Source organism: Paenibacillus sp. VT-400 (assembly GCF_001029205.1).
In the GTDB taxonomy this organism is placed as follows: Bacteria; Bacillota; Bacilli; order Paenibacillales; family Paenibacillaceae; genus Paenibacillus; species Paenibacillus amylolyticus.
Map to the genome: position 1 here is coordinate 750,430 of NZ_LELF01000047.1, position 20,684 is coordinate 771,113.

14 protein-coding genes and 1 pseudogene are annotated in these 20,684 nt (G+C 42.6%); 5 read left to right on the forward strand and 10 right to left on the reverse strand.

Annotation, left to right across the window (positions count from 1 at the left end):
• Nucleotides 1–256: 256 nt before the first annotated feature.
• From EL84_RS05585 to srtB, 5 genes are all read right to left on the reverse strand, one after another.
• On the reverse strand, nt 257–808 hold the full coding sequence (locus EL84_RS05585; protein ID WP_047841108.1) for a DUF4303 domain-containing protein: 552 nt from the start codon (nt 806–808) through the stop codon (nt 257–259).
• A 37-nt stretch (nt 809–845) separates the two neighbouring features.
• Nucleotides 846–1,124: a hypothetical protein gene (locus EL84_RS05590; protein ID WP_036611832.1), complete on the reverse strand. Its 279-nt coding sequence runs from the start codon at nt 1,122–1,124 to the stop codon at nt 846–848.
• Between the two features lie 11 nt (nt 1,125–1,135).
• Nucleotides 1,136–1,753 (reverse strand): hypothetical protein, encoded by a 618-nt coding sequence (locus EL84_RS05595; protein ID WP_047841002.1) that lies wholly within the window; start codon nt 1,751–1,753, stop codon nt 1,136–1,138.
• Between the two features lie 336 nt (nt 1,754–2,089).
• Nucleotides 2,090–2,635, reverse strand: a complete 546-nt coding sequence (locus tag EL84_RS05600) for a 50S ribosomal protein L25 (protein ID WP_047841003.1) — start codon at nt 2,633–2,635, stop codon at nt 2,090–2,092.
• Nucleotides 2,636–3,137: 502 nt separating this feature from the next.
• A complete protein-coding gene (gene srtB / locus EL84_RS05605; protein WP_047841004.1) occupies nt 3,138–3,914 on the reverse strand; it encodes a class B sortase in 777 nt (258 codons plus the stop codon).
• A 251-nt stretch (nt 3,915–4,165) separates the two neighbouring features.
• On the opposite strand from srtB, the gene EL84_RS33045 reads away from it, so the two are divergent.
• Complete coding sequence (locus tag EL84_RS33045; protein ID WP_414855711.1) at nt 4,166–4,513, forward strand: hypothetical protein; 348 nt, start codon at nt 4,166–4,168, stop codon at nt 4,511–4,513.
• Between the two features lie 599 nt (nt 4,514–5,112).
• Here EL84_RS33045 and EL84_RS05610 read toward each other — a convergent pair.
• A pseudogene (locus EL84_RS05610) lies at nt 5,113–9,996 on the reverse strand (DUF5979 domain-containing protein); the annotation flags it as partial.
• Nucleotides 9,997–10,311: 315 nt separating this feature from the next.
• Complete coding sequence (locus EL84_RS05615; RefSeq protein WP_047841006.1) at nt 10,312–12,435, reverse strand: bifunctional metallophosphatase/5'-nucleotidase; 2,124 nt, start codon at nt 12,433–12,435, stop codon at nt 10,312–10,314.
• Between the two features lie 592 nt (nt 12,436–13,027).
• Between EL84_RS05615 and EL84_RS30730 the strand changes: the two genes are divergently transcribed.
• Together EL84_RS30730 and EL84_RS05625 are read left to right on the forward strand one after the other, a co-directional pair.
• Complete coding sequence (locus tag EL84_RS30730; RefSeq protein WP_053061396.1) at nt 13,028–13,654, forward strand: hypothetical protein; 627 nt, start codon at nt 13,028–13,030, stop codon at nt 13,652–13,654.
• A 155-nt stretch (nt 13,655–13,809) separates the two neighbouring features.
• Nucleotides 13,810–14,250 (forward strand): DUF6199 family natural product biosynthesis protein, encoded by a 441-nt coding sequence (locus tag EL84_RS05625; protein WP_047841007.1) that lies wholly within the window; start codon nt 13,810–13,812, stop codon nt 14,248–14,250.
• A gap of 454 nt (nt 14,251–14,704) precedes the next feature.
• On the opposite strand, the gene EL84_RS05630 is transcribed toward EL84_RS05625, so the two are convergent.
• Nucleotides 14,705–15,508: a hypothetical protein gene (locus tag EL84_RS05630; RefSeq protein ID WP_047841008.1), complete on the reverse strand. Its 804-nt coding sequence runs from the start codon at nt 15,506–15,508 to the stop codon at nt 14,705–14,707.
• Between the two features lie 732 nt (nt 15,509–16,240).
• Here EL84_RS05630 and EL84_RS05640 point away from each other — a divergent pair.
• Nucleotides 16,241–17,215, forward strand: coding sequence for a YndJ family transporter (locus EL84_RS05640; protein WP_047841010.1), 975 nt, complete (start codon nt 16,241–16,243; stop codon nt 17,213–17,215).
• Nucleotides 17,216–17,306: 91 nt separating this feature from the next.
• Nucleotides 17,307–17,759, forward strand: a complete 453-nt coding sequence (locus tag EL84_RS05645; RefSeq protein ID WP_047841011.1) for a HEAT repeat domain-containing protein — start codon at nt 17,307–17,309, stop codon at nt 17,757–17,759.
• A 255-nt stretch (nt 17,760–18,014) separates the two neighbouring features.
• Here the strand turns inward: EL84_RS05645 and EL84_RS05650 are convergent, their stop codons facing one another.
• Both EL84_RS05650 and EL84_RS05655 read right to left on the reverse strand, forming a co-directional pair.
• Nucleotides 18,015–19,505 carry an aldehyde dehydrogenase family protein gene (locus tag EL84_RS05650; protein WP_047841012.1) on the reverse strand — a complete coding sequence of 497 codons (1,491 nt, stop codon included), beginning with the start codon at nt 19,503–19,505 and terminating at the stop codon, nt 18,015–18,017.
• A 28-nt stretch (nt 19,506–19,533) separates the two neighbouring features.
• Nucleotides 19,534–20,619 carry a 5-methyltetrahydropteroyltriglutamate--homocysteine S-methyltransferase gene (locus EL84_RS05655; protein ID WP_047841013.1) on the reverse strand — a complete coding sequence of 362 codons (1,086 nt, stop codon included), beginning with the start codon at nt 20,617–20,619 and terminating at the stop codon, nt 19,534–19,536.
• Between the last annotated feature and the right edge of the window lie 65 nt (nt 20,620–20,684).

Here is a 20,684-nt window from a genome sequence, read left to right on the forward strand (position 1 = left end):
TCTCAAAACCTCCTTTTTATTGATAATCTATTAAATGCAATTAAATAGTTTTGGTGAGGTATAAATGTGGACAAGGCAGAAAAAGTGTGTTTGTCCGAGGGTCGCAGACATAAAAAAGAACCACCCTTTCATGTGCAAAGGTGGTTCGAGAATTATAGTCCTATTATCATAATCATCTTATTCAGCCAATTGAGCCGAAACGGTACATTATAGAAGGTCAAATAGAAGGTCAAAACTCCCTAAATTGCAGATGCTTCTATTCTGCCGCCTCCGCCAACCATGCTTGCATAGCCGGAGATTCCGCCGGATTCAAACGTAAAGAAATTTCGGTATTGATCTTATCCGGCGGCATGACTTCAACAAGGACACATACCGACTCTCGCGGTTGATTTAAGGCAAATATGCCTTCATCATCGAGCATTTTCATCGCCAGCTCCATGGCGTTCAGCCTCACATCCAACTCGCGATTCCAATCATCATTCTCCAGTTCCGCAATGAAAGGACGCTCGTTATATCGTTGTTTGACATCGGCAAAGTGATCATCCCCAAAACAACAATAGGGCGAATCCGCATACGACCATTTGATGAGATCCGCAATCGTGGATACCGGCGTATCACTTTCCTCTGCTTGTCTAGCCGATTCCAACGCCAAAGCTTCCCACGACCATGCAGAAATGCTTGGCGCATGTCCTTCGCCAGTAGTGTATAACGTACAATAATAGTAACGTTCACCATTTTCAAAAAGGGTGCAAAAAGACTTTCTGGCGGCAGCAGCGATCTCTATGGCCAGTGTCTCTATTTCTTGCATTGGCTTCACGATTAGAGTTCCCCTTTCCATTCGTTGATCATTTGCCCCTTCGATATGAATTGGCTATTTGGACTAGATACCAGACACCTGCACCCACAAGGGCAGCAAACACCAGATTGATACAGCCGAACACGATGAGTGACTTTGCTTGGCCTGGACCAATCCGGAAAGCGGTAACAAGCTGGAAGACAGCCGGTAGCAAAAATGCCAGCCAGGAGATGGTTATAAGCTTTTCTGTTCTGAAGCTCCACCATACTGCGGAACATGAGGCAACTAGCAGTACCCAGGTACAGATAATATTTAGGGCGAACGTCATTTCAGCCCCTCCTATTTGCCATGAATCACAAGTCCATATTTACTGAAGATCCACGATTGGCTCAATTTGTGCATTGCATCATGGCTTATACGCACAGAGGGCTTTTGCTCCTGCATCGCATCTGCATCAAGGGCTGAGAAGCGAAGGGGTTTGGTCATTTTTTTGATAGAGTCTCTTATTTCATCGAAAAACGCATAGGTCAGCGGCTTATGGTCCCGGATATCCTCATATATATAGTACTTTCCTTTTTCATCTTCCAAATCAACTTGAAAACCTTTCGGAAATGAAAGCAAGATACACGGCAGTTCATCCTCTGCCCATTGTCCGTGATATGGAAAAGAAACCTCTTCATTTCTTACAAAAAATCCTGAACTTTCTTGATCCGATGCAATAGAAATAGAGTAAACAAAGAAGGGATGGATGTCATCTCTCTTTTCTCCTGCCACAAAATACTGATAGAACGTCTGATACTCCTCGTACACCTGATTATAATCATGCTCTGTTCGGGCAGCATTGGTACGATGGAATTGCGCTTGCCGATGCTCCAAAAGCTGCAAAAGGCTTTTAAACTCTTCAGGAGTGATGAAGAATCTCAGTTTATAGAATCCGCTATTCTTTAATTTGTCCATTTCTTTTCGCTCACCGCCCTGTTTAGAAATGTTATGCCAATGACCTTAGCAGTTCGGGTTCAACTATATATGTATCTTATTTCCATTATAGTGATTACCTTTCCTGAGTCTACCTACTTTACACCTGAATTTTGCGAATGAACTTTGAAAGGGTAGCGAAATATCAGGATCATTGCGCCTGTACGCGAGCAAAAGACATACGTGAGGTGAATTCCAGACTACCCGCCTTATAAGGATGGGAGCACGCCAACATCTCGTAATCAGCACAAATTAGCCGTACGGAATATCACCCGTACGGCTAATTTTGAATTATTCAGCTTTGCGAATTTGGAATTGTTAAGGTTTAACTACAGAGAGAAGAGACTCATTCCCCTCAGAGATCACCGTCACATCTGGAGCAAACGTTGCATCACTTACATGTAGCGTTTCTCCAAGTTCCATAGTACTAATGTCAAATTCAATCGACGTTGGCAAGTGTCTCGGCAATGCCTCCACTTCAATAGAAGATAATTGAACTTGCACGACTCCACCCTGTTTTGTACCGATCGGTGTGCCGTTGAACTTCACAGGAATTTTAGTACGCAGGATCTCATTGGTCTGCACCTGCTGAAAATCCACATGAAGTAAATCCCGTGTAACTGGATCACGCTGGAGATCTTCCAACAATACAGTCAATGAGCCTTTCTCTTCAAACTGCAGTTCTATAAAACCAGACGTACCCTGCTTCAACCATTTTTGAAATTGTATTGTTGGAATATGAATCATTTCATTCTCCGTATTTTTGCCAAACACAATACCTGGCAAACGCCCGGATTTACGTAAATCCCTAAGTCGGGATGTATTTAATGGAATGCGGGTCTCCGCCTGAAAACTAGTAGTCATGCTATGTTCGCTCCTCTTTATTAAATGATATTTTCACATTTTTCATACTCATCCAACCATCCCCTGTTGGGGCTAAAGAGAGAAACATAGCATCACCACCTCCATATACGATCCAATTGATTTTAAAATACATTTAATGTAAGCACCCATAATATACATGAAGGCACTCTACTCCGAAGAGTAGAATGCCTATGGGATGCTTCAACCCTATCATAGAAACATCAATTTGTCGATTTAACCCCATAATATGATCAAAAGCGTCTCCTTCCAGTCCGCGTCGTTGATCAACATAGAGACCACCCCAACGATGGAGTGGCCTTCATGTCCTCATCTCAAATGTATACATCCTCGATACTCGTTGGATTCGTCAGAATTTATCGATCTGCGTAATTCCTCAAGCCACATGTCCATGAGCACCTTATTTCGGGGACAAGAAAAATCGCGTCCTCTAAGGAGAGAACGCGAAATAAAATAGATTGATTTTGTTTTTCAGCATCGTCAATTAACGCTTTCGAGCCACCACCGCTAACCTACCGTTTTCGGTCGAATACTCGCATGTGGACAGCACAATAAGCTTGTCACCATACTGTGCTGTTACGCCTGTGTCATAAAGAGAGAGTTTTTTGATATTCTGAACATATGAATCGAACTCGGCGGGCGTATTTACATTCTCAATCTGGTAGTATTTAAACACGTCGTCCGATTTGCGATAAACTTTTGACAGAATAACGGCAACAATCTCATACTCTTCCTTTTCGTAAAGCGTGCTGAACTGGAACGTCGCATGTTCTTGATAAAAGCTTTCGTTCTTGTACTTCATTAAATCTTTAAACATCCAACCACTTTTCATGTGATGACCATGAATCAGCAAAATGTCCGAATTGTTGGTCGTACTAGACTCGTCCAAAAAAGGAAGACCGCCTTGGTTTTCATTTTTATCAAAATCATGATTGAGATAGTACTCCGAATCCTGTGGATTCTGCATAACCGGGTACTCAATTCGGGTACCGTCAATCTTCAGCCAGCCGACGATGTCTGAGTTCCTCTCGTAAAGATCTCGAAATTCGGGAAGCATAACCGGCTCATTGCCTTTATTGAACAAAAGGGAGGGGAACGCATCCCCTCCGCCTTGTTCTGATCCTTCTTTCCAAACCTTTGTTAACTCTTCGATTTTCTGCTTCTCGGCATAATCTCGCAAGAAAGTCCTCGCAAGACTGACAAGTGAAAATACCAACACAAGCAAGGAAACAGCGATAAGAATTTTTTTAGTTTTGCTCATTTTCTTACCGCCTTCCCTTCCATTACTGGATGTGCTTTTTCTTCTTGTACCCGAGCAGACAGAACCCGATCGTCATTAAGGACATCAGCGCCAAAACCATATACAAGAATGGCGATACGCTGTTATCTCCAGTTTTCGGAGCATCGTCCAACTCGTTGCTATCGTTCTTCTTAAGCTGATCGTTACCATTGCCCGGTTCAGGCGTTACGGTGCCTGGGTCAGGCGTTACGGTGCCTGGGTCAGGCGTTACCGTGCCCGGTTCAGGCGTTACCGTGCCTGGGTCTGGCGTTACCGTGCCCGGATCTGGCGTTACCGTGCCCGGATCTGGCGTTACCGTGCCCGGATCTGGCGTTACCGTGCCTGGATCTGGCGTTACCGTGCCTGGATCTGGCGTTACCGTGCCCGGATCTGGCGTTACCGTGCCCGGATCTGGCGTTACGGTGCCTGGACCAGGCGTTACGGTGCCGCCTCCGTTGTTACCATTGCCGCCACCAGAACTAATTGGCTTCATTGGCACATCGTACCTGACAATGTCAAAATCGACTGAAATGGTACCACTTGTGTGCGTTTCGTATCCGTCTTTCGTTACGATCAGATAGTAATCCGCTTCAGGAAACACCATGTACGCATAGAAGCCATCTGCATCACTACTCTGCTCCGGGCTCTCGTTGTCGTACGGTGGGAAATTTGGAACCTTTGGAAGTGTTACTTTCGTACCCGGAATGCGGCCGTTATCTCTATTCCGCTGCGTATCCGCATAATACAGTGTAACTTTGGCTCCATCAATTTTCTTGCCAGTGACGGCATCTCCTGTCGTTTCATCATAGACCGTACCGTAAGGGTCGACTAACTCCTCTGAAATATTCAGTTCTCCGTTAGCTTTAACGTCAAGTTGCGCCACTTTGAGGAGCAATTCCTCGCCGGTCTCAGCTTGATAGCGAACTTCCATTGTGTACTTTTGCTCGCTTAGCCCTTCCACAGAGAAAGTTCCATTCGAAGCCATAGGAAATGCTTTAGGTTGGCCGTTTTCCTTAACATAAATGCCATCCTTGTCTTTCAAATAGATATGCATCTGGCTAGTCAACAAATCGTTGAATAGCACTGTTGTTCCATCCAGTTGTTTGAACAGAATGATCCCCACGGCCGTAATGTCCGCTGGAACAGTCTCGTCCGTTACACTGCTGTTCACATTTGCTTTCTGCGTAAACTCAACAGGTACATCCTTACCGCCTACCCGATACATCTTCGTATATCTGATCGTATAGTCGGTATCCGCTACGGCTGGAATTGAATATTCACCCTTCTCATTCGTCTGCGTCTGAATCTCTTCGCCTGTCTTCAGATCGGTTACCGTAATCGGTGCATTCGGAATGACTTCTCCTGTGTTATTGTTACGCAACACGCCTTCCAGATACGGTCGGGTATTGGCAAAATGTGCTTCAGACCATTTTTTCTCTGGAATAGTGCCAATGTGAATGAGACTCTCTGGATCAGTCACATAGCCATCTTCCGTATAATCATCTTGGGTCACTTTGTACTGAAGATTGGTTGGAAGCCCTTGGACAATGAGCGTCTGTCCATCTGTAAGCTCAAAGCTCTCACCGCTCTTGATCATACCCTTGCTGCCGTCTGATTTCTCATAGACGTAGGATTCGTCCGATCCCTCGCCGGTGAAGGCAACCGTGTACTTAAACAGCTTCTTCTTGTCTTCATCTTTGCCTTTAACTGTGTTGCTGATTAATAGGCCGCCCTTCAAGACTCGTACGTTCGTGAATGGGGCATCTTCATCAATGCCTTTCATGACCCCGGTATAGTACCGTTCTTCAGGAGTAGTCATGTATTCATCGGTTGTGTAATCTTGTTGGGTAACTGTGTATTTCAGATTCTTAGGCAGACCCAAAATATCCAGTGCCGCTCCATCCTTAAGGCGGAATTTACCGCCGGACTTGATCGAACCTGTGCTGCCGTCCGTCTTCAAGTAAGAGTAACTTTCCTCTTTGCCTGTATCCTCAAAGTTGACGGTGTACTCGAACTCCTTCGTTTTATCGCCGCCGTTGCCCATGACCGTATTGCTGATGGTCAGCTTGTTAACGGTCCGTTCATTGATAAAGTCCGCCTTGTGATCACCTTTATTCACGATTGAGCCAGACAGCTCCCTCGTACCCGGTGTCGTCGTATAACCATCAACGGATGTATAATCAGCCTCGGTTACGGTATAGACCAGATCCGCAGGCAAGGCTGGGAACGTCACAGATTCCCCGTGCTTAAGGGTAATCTTGCCTCCGCTCTTGATCGTGCCAAACGTATCATCCGACTTCTTATAGGTATACTCTCTGTCCTTACCTTCGCCGGTGATGGTCACGGTGTACTCGAACTCCTTGTCCGGATCACTGCCGTTGCCTTCCACCTTATTGGTAATGGTCAGCTTGCCTTGGGCCGGTGTAGGCACGATCAGTGGATTATCAGAGGTTAATTTCACCCCGTCAACCCAGATGGGCTTCCCTGGCGTATTCCCTACATATACTTGGTATACTCTTGTAGTTGGCAGCCAAGTATTGGTGTCAATATAAGTTTCTTTCAGCTCATAATACCCTGGATCAGGGAATAGCAGATTAAGTTTCCCTCCGCTATCGGTTTTTCCTTTGGTGATTATAGTTCCGCCGTCTTTCTTATAGAGTGTAAACTCTACGTCTTTTAGCGGATTGCCATTGGGATCTACCTTTTTCAGAGGCAACAGAGCATTGGAACTTGAACTGCCAGCCACGTCCGAACTGTCCAGCGTACTTTCGCTTCTGGCACTGACAGATTTCAGATTGTCATCGCCCTCCAGTTTTACCTCGTTGCCCATTGTGTCTCCAGCTTTCGCTTTAGATGGATCAACTTCTGTTTGGTACACAAACTGGTAAAACTGATTAGGGTCGTCCATTTTAAATGTTAGAACCGTAGCGCCACCCGTGCCTGGTGTAGCTTCTACTTGAACTTCAGCATTCGGGTCGCTGAGGTCCAGTGCTGCGCCCTCTCGTTCAAGAGTGCCGCTTGCGGTCAATTTAGCAGGATAGACTGCCATACTAGGTGATGTCAGCACAAGCTTTCCGTTTTCTTCATAACGCAAATTCATGCCTGCACCCAGGGTATCCTGCAAATAAACACCCTGCTTCATGTTAAATGGCGGGGTATAGTTCACCGTCCATTCCAGCACTCCTGGAACTGGCTTAGTTACCGACTTTCCAAGGGTCTGAATAGGTACAATAACTTTGCGCTGTTCGGTGACAACCTTCTCCACTCCACCCCATGACATATGAAGGTCGGCTTTGTTATACAGCACCTGTTTGTCTGTACCGTTGATGGTGTATTCCTCTAAATACTTCTGCAGAGCATCGTTGGAAGGTCTTGCCTTCACCAGAATGATATAAGGACTTTCCAACTTGGAGAAGGTGAAAGTACCCTCGTTTCCAATGTGTGAAAAATGGACTACATGAGAACTAGTACCTGGTTCAATTAGAGTTCTAGCATCGTTTCTAACACCATATTCTGTTCCTGCACCATTGTCCGAAAATCCTTTCCAAAGCTCAAAATCCTTAGTTTCAGAGAAAGGAACGAATTCCCAGCCTTCGGGAAGTGTATCCACTAGCTTAATATTACTAATGACTCGATTACCGCCATCCTTAGCCATTTCTTCTGTGTTATATCCAGGCATATTAACCCCTAAACGGAATGTGACCGTCTTGGTTGTCCTGTCATAGCCAGAAATTGTCCATGCTTCATTGTTATCATTTCTAATGTAACTGCTAACGTAATTCGGCGTCACATTGTCATAAGTACCATCTACTTTTAATGGCCTCGAAGCAAAGAGCATATCCTTGTTCAACATATGCAGGTGTAGGTTGGCGCTGTTATCTGCTTTTTTTACGGTTTCGCCATCAATGAGCAAAGCCCGATTCGAAACAGTTTTCCCTGCGTTAATATCCTGTCTGAAGAGAATGTTCGGGTTGGTCTCAAGTGCACGGAAGCTGAAGGATGCCGCTTCTTCGGTGTATCCGGTCACCTTGATCAAATCCGCCACCACTTTACCGTCCACGGTTAATGGAATAGCTTTCATCGTCAATCCGGTTGCATTCGACTTCAGAGTTCCCGCTTTGTACTGCTTCCAAAGCTGCGCAGAAGTGATATTTGCTTTAATTTTCGCAATTGTCTCCGCACTCACCTCGCTGGTTTCATCTACAGCGTTGTCCAAGACGTTCAAGTCACCGCCATGCACAAGGACATCGTATACTACCGCGTTAGGTAAGGCATACTGTGGTGCTAGATTAACGGTCCACGTGATACTGCCCAGGTTATAATCCTCGGTTGATACTGCGCCTGTTTTTGTAAACGTGTGTGCGCCAATGCTGACGACTGCCTCATCTGTCACCGCAATAGGTCTTTTACCCGTCATTACATCGTTGTTCTGTATAACCCCTGGTGTATCCAAATTCCAGTTGGCACGAGGGTCAATTTGGAAGCTGGAACCACTTATCGCCTTGCTTTTAATCAACAATTCGACTTTTCCGTTAATATCCCCGAAGGAATACACGCCGTTTGAATCTGGTGTAATTGGCGTTTCTTCAGATACAGCGCCATCTACCCATGTCTGCCATGCAGCCGATTCAAATTCCAGCCCAGCCGGTAATACATTTGTGATGGTAAAGTCCTTTAACTCTTTTTTATTATATTGGTTAACCGCGATCTTCCATGTAATGGTTTCATTCGCATGGTCATACGAAGCGCTGGCTTGAATCCAGTCGGGAGCAAAAGAAATCTCCTGACCTGCCTGTACCAACATGTTGTTGTCCTGTCTCAGTTCCACTTTGCCATTCATGTCCCGGTAGCTGCGACCAAGATTGTTTGGCGGATTCCGATGTTCGTAATAATAAGCTTCCTTTGGAATCCATGTTTTATATTCAACCTTTGGATCTAGACCTGTTCCCTGCGGAAATATGTAAGTCAGCGATCCGTCGGCCCCAATGACTGGCGTTACATTTTGGCCGTTTACTTTGAATGAACCCTCCTTATAGATACCACGGACATTTCCAAAACCCGTATTATAAGTGGCTGGATTCGTATAGAATGTCTTCCCGTCTAACGGCAATTTGACTGTTTTATCAAACTGATCGAATGCAGAGACGTTTGACTCCCAAGTAATTGCACCTTCAACCAATTGCGCTGGCTGAATCCCGCGGTAACCATACTGATCCCACCTGATCATTCCAGGCGAGCTTAAAGTAATGTTATACTCTGCTGTAACATCTGGGTTCTCTAGCTGATATGCACCACCAAAGATGTTGATCGGCTTTTTATCGCCATACGCTAGTCCCGTTATATCTGCATTGGCAGTAGATTCAAAGCTGAAGGCAATACCTCGTCCAACACCATTGAAAAAATTATCTTCACCGTTAAATACAATCTTAATGCTATTTGGAGTGAAATAGGCGGTGCCCAGCTGTTTTGTACCTGATTCCGTCTGTGCATTCAAGGTTTTAGTAGCTGTTGGCAGCACCACTTCCTTGAAGTAATCTTCTCTTTTCAGCTCGATCCAGTCACCCTTTTGGATGTATTTCTCAGGATCTGCATTAGTTGGATTTGGGTCATCACCATTCACTGGTACCTTGAGACCTTCCGATTTGAGCGTAAAGGGCTGTCTACCCTGAATAATACCGTTCGGATTAATAACAGCATTCCCCTGTGTCACTTCCAGCGGAAAGGTTGAATTAGATTCCATAAATACCGCTGTTTTGTCCATTGGGACTGCCGCCATCGCTACGAAACTATTCGGTGCATCGTACACTGCCTCAGGTATCGAAAGTGGTTCGTCGGCACTCGGTGAGTCAGATTCAATGACCGCTTCCATTCCGGAATCGGTTGGCACACTCTCCGCATATGCGGCGGTGGAGTATATCACTGTCTGCAAGACGAGCAACATTGCCAGAAATAAAGACAATAACGGTTTACCTATATTGCGTTTTTGTTTCAAACGAAAATCTCCTCCACTTCTAAAATTTTTGCAGCAACCAGAAACTTTTTCCCTTTCCTTTGGCCATTCCATCCTTACAACAGAAACTGATAAAATTCATCAAGTTCATATGGCTTGCCTTACCATTTTACTGTAGAGCCCTTACCAAATTCTGAACACTAAGCGGTAACCAGAGCATAGAGCTAATTCAAACATGGATTTCTCCATAGAATCGTGGATTTTAAGCATAAAAAAAACATCCTAAATTGGAATATGGCATTCTCCTGGATAAACCCTTTTCACCAATTGAAGAACTACTTGTTGAGAGGGTTTATCCGTAGAGGAATGCTCATTCGCCCGATAGGATGTGTTTCTCTGTTTTAATATAAAGTTTGAATAAGTTTTACATTATGAAGCTTTTGCTGCAACAGCTTTTTCAATTAATGCTTTTGCATCGTTAGTAGTCAGACCTAGTTTAGGTTGAAGTGATTTTTTATCTGTTCCAGCAAAAATACCTTTGTCAATCAGTTTTGCCATAGGTTTAATTGCATAGGCAGACACGGATTTACCATCTTCGAAACTTGCAATAATTGTAGCAGCGTCTTTATCAGTCGCTTGATCTTTTACCAATTTAGCAAGAATGGTAGCAGCTTCTTCACGTGTGATATCCCGATCAGGATAGAAGTTTCCACCATAACCTTGAATGAATCCAGCATGCATAGCTTCAGCAATCGCATCTGCATATGCAGCATTAGCCGCAACATCTTTGAATGCAGGTGCTGTAGCTACTTCGTTAAGTTTCAACATGTCGACCAGAGCACTTACAAATTCAGCACGAGAAATGACTTCTGTTGTTACAGGTGTTTCTGTTGGCTCGGTAGATGCAGCCAGGTTTGTGATACGTCCTTCATTTTTAGCTTCGATGCTACCGCCTTTATACGTGTCTACGATGTATTGGTAGAATACATCCAGATCGATAGGACCTGCCAGGGATGATTTAGCATCCAGCAGCACTTTATAGTTATCTCCACCTGCAGCCATAAAGTTGTTAACTACAGCCGTATATGTTTTTGCAGGATCAATCGTTGTTCCATCTTCAAGACTGAGACCTGTAACGCGTTCTGCCACCGGCTTATTGAAATCTGCAGTGTATTTCAAACCAGAGATTTGGAGTGTTTTGGTATTAGGTGTACCGTCAGCATTGGTACCCCATTGCTGCTGCAACAAGGTTTTAACCTGTTCGCCAGTCAGCTCAAGTTTTACTAGAGTATTACCAAACGGTTGGATTTTGGCAAGATCAGCAAAGGTCACATCGCCTTGTGGCAGATCCGCACGAATACCGCCTGGATTCATAAATGCAAAGTCAGCAGCACTTGCCTCATCCCCAAAGTCTGCTTCACGCATTGAATCTGCAATGAGGTTGCCTAGAGGGGCTTCGTTATTATAAGCATCTGTACGGGTAACAGAACCGTCCGTTGTACCTACTGGCTTCGTCAGCTCAGGATGCTTGTCTAATGATTTTTTAATAATCGCTAAAGATTCAGGGTCTTCTTTTACACCCTCTTGGAGAGTCGTTGTAACAGTCGCTGATTTTTCAGTTACATCCCCGGTGGCAGGGTCAATCATCAGTTTGATATCTTCAAACGCCGTACCATAGGAATAAGCTTGAACGATCAACTTTCCATTCACTTCACCGTTAGCCAAAGCATGATTGTCACCTGCAACGATAACGTCAACAGGGGAGTCCGCTGGTAAAGCTTTTGCCAGATCAGCTGCTTCTCCAGTGGTTACGCCTTCTTTGGTTGTTGCTGGATCATGTGCCAAAACAATGATCGTTTCTACACCTTGGTCTTGCAATTCTTTAGCATATTTATTAACGGCTTCCACTTCTTCTTCTGCGCTTAAGAAACGTACGCCAGCTGTCCCAGATGGAGATACTTTGGCAGGTGTTGATTTCGTCACTAGTCCGATAAATCCAATTTTGACTCCGCCCACTTCTTTAATCACATACGGCTTAATCAATGTTTTTCCTGTGGCAGTTTCAATCACGTTTGCATTGACGTAATCAAATTTTGCACCGGCATGCGTTACCTTACCTTCTTTTGGATCAAGGCCACCAAAGATCTGTGCCTTTAAAGCAGCGACACCTTGGTCGAATTCGTGATTCCCTAAGGACCCTACATCGAAGCCCATCATATTCATCCATTCCATGGTAGGCTCGTCACGATCCAAAGATGAGGCTGGAGCAGATGCACCAACAGAGTCTCCATTATGGAAGAGTAGGGAGTGTTCATATTTGGCTTGAGCTTCTTTGAGATAGGTTGCTAGAATTGGAGCCGTTCCTGCCTTCTTATCACCCACGATTGATGTCGTATCTAACTGACCGTGGAAATCATTGATTCCAATCAAGTGTACTTCTACATCGTTACCTGCGGCAGAGACAGAACCTGCTGCGCCCAATAGTTGCGTGAGTAATAGTGCAGCGGTGGCTACACGCAGTGTGCTTTTACCCAAAACTTTTTTCCAAAACATGAATGAAAAAACCCCTCTCCAATTTTAGATCCTGAGATATTTTACCATAGTTCAATTCATAAAAATCATTAAATATATAAAATGGATGTAAAAAAATTGAGGATTGATAGAGGAGATGAAAACCTATGTCTCGAGCTACACCAAAGTTAGTGTTTAGCTTCAATTTATTCAAGCCATAATAGGATTTTTTCTAGCTCAGGAGACGAGAAGTTATGACGCATTGGACGTAAGTGATAGATTCAAAATTTTATATAGAAAAATATGGATTTTATATTTTTTGTTGCTATAATGGAAAATAAAGTATGTATTTTTATCTGATGATACAACTCCTCTACTAAAGAAACACTTAGCTTCCATCTCCTAAAACACACACATCCCATTACATAATATGTATTAAAGATTTTCACACTTTCTATTAAAGGAGGTGACCGTTGGGAGCATTTTAGATCTTATTTCCCGTTTTACACCAGATGGGGACGTGTTACCTCACCGCTCCTGACTGAATACAACGCAGAAACATGCAATAGCTGTAAGGATTTGTTGTTCTATGCATTTAACTTTAACCATTATAAGAAAAATAGGAGCGTGTCCAATGAACAAACGACTTTTTCCCAGATCTTTTCGCATTCTTATGGCTTGCTTGTTGATTCTTGCATTTGCCGTACCAGCAACAGCTTCTGCTGGCTATCTTGGTGATAAGCTCACGATCGGCCAAAGCATGGCAAAGGGTGACTATCTCACCTCCCAAGATGGCAGGTTCTCAGCCATTTGGCAGAATGACGGAAACTTTGTTATCTATCAAAACGGTTCTTCTCTCTGGAGCAGCGGAACTAGTAACAGTGGGGCTCTTTCGTTCAATTTTGAATCACAGTACGGGAAACCTGTCATCTATAAATATGGCATGAAATATCAAGACGTTTACCAATATGGTTATCGTTATGGTTTCAACCCGGCTACAGGTAAATTTGAATATTACACCGGTTGGGGATGGGACAAAGTTTTGATGATTGATACTTCTGTACAGGTAGCTGCCTGGTCTCCCAATACCACCTCATGGATTCCAGGTCATCACGGGAGCAGCTTACCGGCTAACACAACAGGTGATACACTGGTCATGCAAAGTGATGGGAATTTAGTTCTCTATAACACAACCCTGACCAACAGCAATTATCCGAACAGTTGGATTCCTGTCTGGGCTTCCAATACGGGCGGGCGTTAAAATCAAATGGAGAGCCGCGTGATGCGCGGCTTTTTTTGTTTTCAAAGGAAGTTGATAGATTACTTACATGTAGCGAGGGAGATCTACATATAAGAAACTTTAAAAAGTATTTATCATATTAAATAGAATAATTAACATATACAGGATGTGATTGTTTGACAGGAATTATAGGTGTTGTAGTTTTAATCATAGGATTAATTATGGCGATTTGGCCTTACTTTGCTTGGTATGTAAGACTGGGATGGAAGTTTAAAGATGCGGAGCCAAGTGACTTAGCATTAAATGCTGGACGGATCTCAGGTATTATCTTAGTGATTGTCGGTTTTATACTGATCGTTTCAAGTTGCTCCACAGGAAGCGGAGCGGATAGGAAGTGGGCAGAACAATTTAAAGAGAAACTTGATGCAGGGCAAGTAAAAGAAATCAGAATCGGTATGATTAATCCCACTATATTAAGCGAGGAAGAAAAAAATACGGTTATCCAAATGATACAAGATGCAGAACTTAGACCTTTTCATGCAGGTGATGTTGTTGGATCGAACAATGCTGGAGGAATCGAATTGTTGCATCCGAAGGCTATGCTGGACAATAAATAGGGTATTAGCAGCATTGAGTTCGCCTTTAAAGAGGGAACCGAAAAGCATTTTTTAAGCAAAGCACCCTCTGCCATGTTGTCAGCAGAAGGGGCTTTGCCTACTTCAGAAAGTCTCAGAAACTAACAATAAGCTGGCGCTTATCATCTAACATATTGAGTAGTTTCTTAGATTATATATCTTAATTTACTATCAAATAATTATTATACTTAAATGTAATATAATAGTAATTATAACATTATCTTATTTATATATTTAAGAGGAGATTTTTCAAGAAATAAAGATAAGATTGCCTGATATATAGTCATAATATCTCTTTTATAAAAAAAACTGTTCTTTGTCAGAATGAAGGTTAGCCCAACATTTGCAAAAGAACAGTTGCTTTTGATATTGTAAACCATTAAACAGAGCTGAGCTCTAACCAGTTTACGAATTACAGGGTAGCTTATAAGTAATATTACATACTACTTATATATCCATAAGCTTTCTTGAGGTTATCATTGGCATCGTTGTAGTTACCATACACATCAGATGCAGCTTTTCCCGCAGCTCCTCCAGCTACTACAGCTCCAATAATAGTCTCAATACCGATTATTGTTAATCCTGTTAAACCAACAAAGGCTTTCAAATTTGATGTCATAGAGTTGTAGTTTATTTGAAATGTATCAATAGTAGTCTGAGCTCTAGTAGCGTAAGTGTTGGAAATAGGAATATTAGACTTTTGAACATTACTTCCCTTAGGATTTCCAAATACTGAGACTCCATTATAGCAACCATAGCTGTAGTTCGTAAAGTTTCCATAATAATGGCAAACAGACGGAATACCACCTTTATCATTGGCAGCAACAGCAAAAGCTGTAGGACTAGTAACCGATTTAGAAGCAAAATTAGGAATTAGATTAGCCTCATCAGTTACCTCTTCTCCATTAAGCAATAATTCATTATCCTTAGTTGCTTCAATTATATCTGTTCTAATATCATCTTGAAGAACTTCCCTTTGCTCTTCACTTGCTGTAGGCAGTAAATCATAATGAGTGTTAGTAGTAAGTGTAACCTTAATCTCACCCTCCGAGTCGACTTCTCTAATATATGATACATCTTGTACCTTAGTTCCTACTAGTTCCCCCTGAAGTATAACTTCAGATGTATTCTGCCATTCTTGTTTTTCGGTGTTTCCTCCTGTAGAATCCGTTGCTGCGAATGCAGATGAACTGCCCAATAATGTAACACTTAGTACCACTGCCATAAACTTTTTAAACATGTATTCCTTCCTTTCTTCCCGTATAATGGTATAATTAACACACTAATAATTCTAGTATTAATAAATTTATTAGTAAATAGTACCATATAATCATTTATTGTCGAATTATGTATATTAAAGGAGGGTGGACAAAATGCGTGCAATTCGTGCTCATCTAAGTATGTATCCTAAGTGGCTCTTATTTATCCTTCTGGTGTTTTTAATTACCTTTATTTTATCAATTACTGTTTTTAGTAACTTCACACTTATGCTAATTAACTTAGCTCTGCTTTTTGGTGCGTATTCTATAAAAGAAATTAAAGGAAATCAATTTGTCTTTGTCTTTTGCCTTATTCTATGTATAGCCTTCATATTGCTTGCTTTCAAAACTTACCCCATCTAAGCCTCCTCATGTAATAAATACAAAGGAACCCTTTAAATAAAGTTAAAGGGTTCCTTTGTATGCACCTTTGTAGTATCCAATTCTAGATTTTGCTCTATTTGTAGTACGGTTCATCGTATCACAAGTATGGCGAAAGTCTTTAAAAAGTCTTCAGTATTATCAGGCGGTGCTTGTCCAGTCAATCTCAATCGGGCTTGATAATACCAGAAGGCTTCCCTTTGAAGAGCGTTCATATATCGACAAATAAATGTGTTAGACTACTAAAAGAAGAATCGCCGATCTATATTAAAGACGCTACACAACTGGATGCAGACAGTTATTACGATAAACGTAGTTAGAAAGGAAGCCCCATGGATAGTTCCTTGAAACAACGAATGAAATCATTATTAGCACCCGTGTTTCCCGGTGGAATCATAGCCATTCTGATATTTTATCTTGATTACTTCCAATTCGAACTTGTTGAAAAATTTCTACTTTTTGCGGCTTTTGTCATTGTACCTCTTGTGATTTTACTTTTGAACCATGACGAAAAGAATGAACATCAACGAATGATTTATGCTGCTATGAAATGGCTTCAATTTCCCGCTGCGCTTCTTACCCTGGCCTCGGTAATGAGTAATAAGATGTGGGGGTTAGAAAGTACGGAAATCCCAGGGATTCTGTCTCTTGGATGGCTACTGTTCACACTGCTGCTTGGCATCTATGGCTTGACCACGATTGTAATCTCTAAAGGAAAAGCAGCTGAAATAGCGATTGGTGCGGGGCTCGTTTATTTTTTTATCGGGGGCATTTGGTTTACCTTATATCAATATCAATTGAACCTGTTCCAAGCTAATCCTTCAACGCACGCGTTAAGCTCGCTCCACTTTCATTTCTCATCTGCGATCGTTCCGATTTTTATTGGTGCACTGGGACGCATCATGACGAAGAAAAGCTGGTATCCTTGGGTCGTTGCCATCGATATCATCGGACCAATCTTGATTGCTATTGGTATGATTTTCTCCAAGCCAATTGAATACATTGGTGTCACTTTGTTCGCCTGTAATATTGTGGTTTACACCGCTTATCTCCTTACTTACTTGAGGAAAAATGCTTTGGATATTAAGGCAGCCTTTTTCTTAGGCCTTTCTTGTCTAGCCTTTTACACGGTTGTTGTCATTTCCATCTTCTATCCGTTACTAAAAAATATGTACTCCTTAACCATACTCGATTTTATTCCCATTTATGGATCTCTGCATGCGTTTGGTTTTGTCTTATGTGGACTAATTGGTTGGGTGTATATGGTGGACTTCATTAAGGAAAAGGCTAACCAATCGGCTTCATAGGAGTAGTTTAGTCAGGTTCGTGCTATAATAGTGATCACATAAATAACATTCATCATTCTGCCGAGATGGCGATGATTAAGGAGATTGAATTTTGACGAACAACCATGATATTGGAGCAGTTAACGAACTACCGGAGAACTTTGAAGAGCTCAAACGAGCGGCTAACCGGACGTCGAGCTGGAGAGAAAGACTGAATGCAGTGAACGAATTGGGGAACTGGAATACAGCCCCTACCATTAAATTGCTGCAGCATGTTTTGAAAGCTGATCAAGTGTTTCAAGTGCGCGAAGCCGCATATCACAAGCTCAAGCAGTTGGATGAAGATGTACAAATGCCTGCCAAAAACAAAGGTGAGCTGTTTAAAGGTACTAACAAAATTTTGCTACGGATTAAAAAAAGCCTTCCTGAAGGTCACACATTCGAGCAATTCAAGGAAAAACTGCAAAAGACACGTCTGGATATTTATGATACTTACGAGGGCGACAAAGATGCTGAGTTCGATTCCTGGCTCCATGGAATTTGGGAGACACTAGGTAGAAAATAGCCGACGTTCACCGTATAATAGCTGAGTATCAAGCCACTCCATCAATGGAGTGGCTTCTTTATTTTTTCAGCGTCACCTCCATCAGATGTGGGGGTATTTTCTCTCTAAAAAAGTCACCACTGTCAAACTGATCTGACAAAAAAACGCCCTGTCTACTGATTCTTAAAAATCAGTAAACAAAGCGCAAAGTTAGAGCCTACATTCAACTTTACATGTACATTCCCCTGTACGATGCGAAGTGGTGTGCTATAAGATTTATTCTGGTATATAAGGAAGATCCAGTGTCTTCGGAACGTTGATGACATGTTTTTCTGTATACGTGCGGATACCTTCTGCGCCATATTCACGGCCAATACCAGATTGCTTGAAGCCACCGAAAGGGAACCGAACGTCGAGCCCCTGCACAGCAGCTGTATTGATCATAGTCGTTCCAGCTTCGAGTTGACGTGCGACGGAGATGGCATCCTCTTCCTTCCCCCACACAGAACTCGTCAATCCATATATACTTTCATTGTGTAGATGAATAACCTGCTCTTCATCGTCAAATGGAAGAATCGGAACCGTAGGACCAAACTGTTCCTCCACTACAATCGGATCATGAACATCGCAACCTAAGACAAGCGTAGGTTGTAGGTAGTAACCTTGTTCAAACAGCTTCTGATCAAGAATTTGACCGAGAGGGATGACCTTAGCCCCACGCTTTTGCGCATCTTCAACCAAACCAAGCACATAATTTTTCTGCTTCAGATTATTAACCGGACCTACTGTCGTATTTGAATCAAATGGGTCACCAATTCGAATCCAGCGATTAGCCGCCTCTATATATTTTTCCACAAACTCATCATATATAGAACGGTGCACATACACACGTTTGGCGATCATACAGATCTGACCTGCTGTCAAGAAATTAGAAATGACAATCCGGCGCATTGCTCGCTCATCATGAACATCAAAGCTTTCCAAGAAGATAGCCGCATCATTACCACCAAGCTCAAGCGTCATATCCTTAATCGTTTCCGAAGCCGCTTTAATAATATGCTTAGCTGTTTCGGTTCCACCTGTAAAGGCGATTTTCGTAACAAGAGGATTACTAGTCAGTTCAACGCCCACATCCGCAGCACCATGAACGACATTGATTACACCACCCGGGAACTCACTCGCAATAATCTCTGCCACTTTCGCTGCCGCCAGTGGCGCATATGGACTTGGTTTAAGCACAATGGTGTTACCCGCAAGTAAGGCAGGAGCGATCTTAATCGTAGATAAAGCAATGGGATAGTTCCATGGACTAATCGCAGCCACCACACCAATGGGATCATAGGAAAGAATCGTTTTACCATTCTCATGCTCTTTGATCTCTTCCTGTAGAGCTGATTTAGCTTCATTACAAGCAAACTCCATCCACATTAACGAAACATAAATTTCACCGTGTGCATCATACAGGGGCTTGCCATGCTCTCTAGACAGCAATTGTACAATTTCATTCTCAGCTGCTCTAATCTTTTCTATCGCCTTGCGCATCATCATAATGCGTTCATCAATGGAGGTCTTCTTCCATGTTTTAAAAGCCCCTGCCGCTGCTTCAATCGCTTCAACCGCTTGTTCTTTCGTAGTGACAGGGAAATAACCTACGATCTCAGTTGGGTTTGTCGGATTCTCTTTTGCTAACTGCGAAAGGGATTTTACATTCTGACCATTAATGAACGCTTCAACGATAATTGTCTCTTGGTCTGCTTGAATTGTCATTTTACATCCCCTCCGTTATTTAAATGGATTAATTCCAAACTTCTTCTGCAATTCCCTTCACATAACGAAGTTTACGCCATTGCTGTTCTTCCGTTAAAATATTGCCTTCTTCTGTAGATGAAAAGCCACATTGTGGACTCAAACAAAGTTGCTCAAGTGGTACATAGGTTGCCGCCTCTGCAATCCGAGCTTTAATGTGTTCTTTATCCTCTAACTCGCCTGTTTTCGATGTGAGTAAACCAAGCACGATTTTCAAATCTTTTCGATTCACATATTTTAATGGCTCGAAACCACCTGAGCGCTCATCATCAAATTCTAAGAATAATCCATCTACGTTTAAGCCTCCAAAGATAACTTCAGAAGCGTAATCATAACCACCCGTTGAGAAATAGTTCGATTTATAGTTACCACGACAAATATGCATCGTCACCACTAAATCTGCCGGTTTATGAGACAAGGATTCATTAATCATGCGCTGCATCGTTTTCAACTCTTCCGCCGGTTCCAGACCTTTAGCACGTAGCTTATCGTGACCAGCTTCTGAGAACAGGTCTGCCCAAGCTGTATCATCTAATTGCAGGTATCGACATCCTGCATCATAGAAGGCTTGAATTGCTTTTTGATACGCCGCAATCGTATCCTGAAGGAATTGCTCTCGGTCCGTATAGATGTTAGCGTCATTCTCCAATCGATATAGAAGCATGTTGGGACTTGGAATGGTCTGTTTCGCCACAGCGTCACCTGCATGCTTTTTCAAAAACTCAAAATCCTGAACAAAGGGATGACTCGAGAAATCAACTTTACCAACAACACGAATCCCGCCCTTGCGCGTTTGCATATTATGGAATTTCGGTCCATCTATTTGCTCATACAACTCTACGCCATCCAAGCCGCCCAGAAAATCAAAATGCCACCAGCTTCTGCGGAATTCACCATCCGTAACTGCCAATACGCCATTTTCCTTTTGCTTTTCAATAATTCGAATAATCTCTTTATCTTCCACAGCTCTTAATTCCTCATATGTGATGTTGCCTGATTTATATTGTTCACGTGCCTGACTTAAATCTGCAGGACGTAGAAAGCTACCTACATGATCATTACGAAATGGTATCATAACTATTTCTCCTTCTAACTTTTTAGTCTAATGAGTATAGCATGATGGAAAGGAATGCTTGTTAT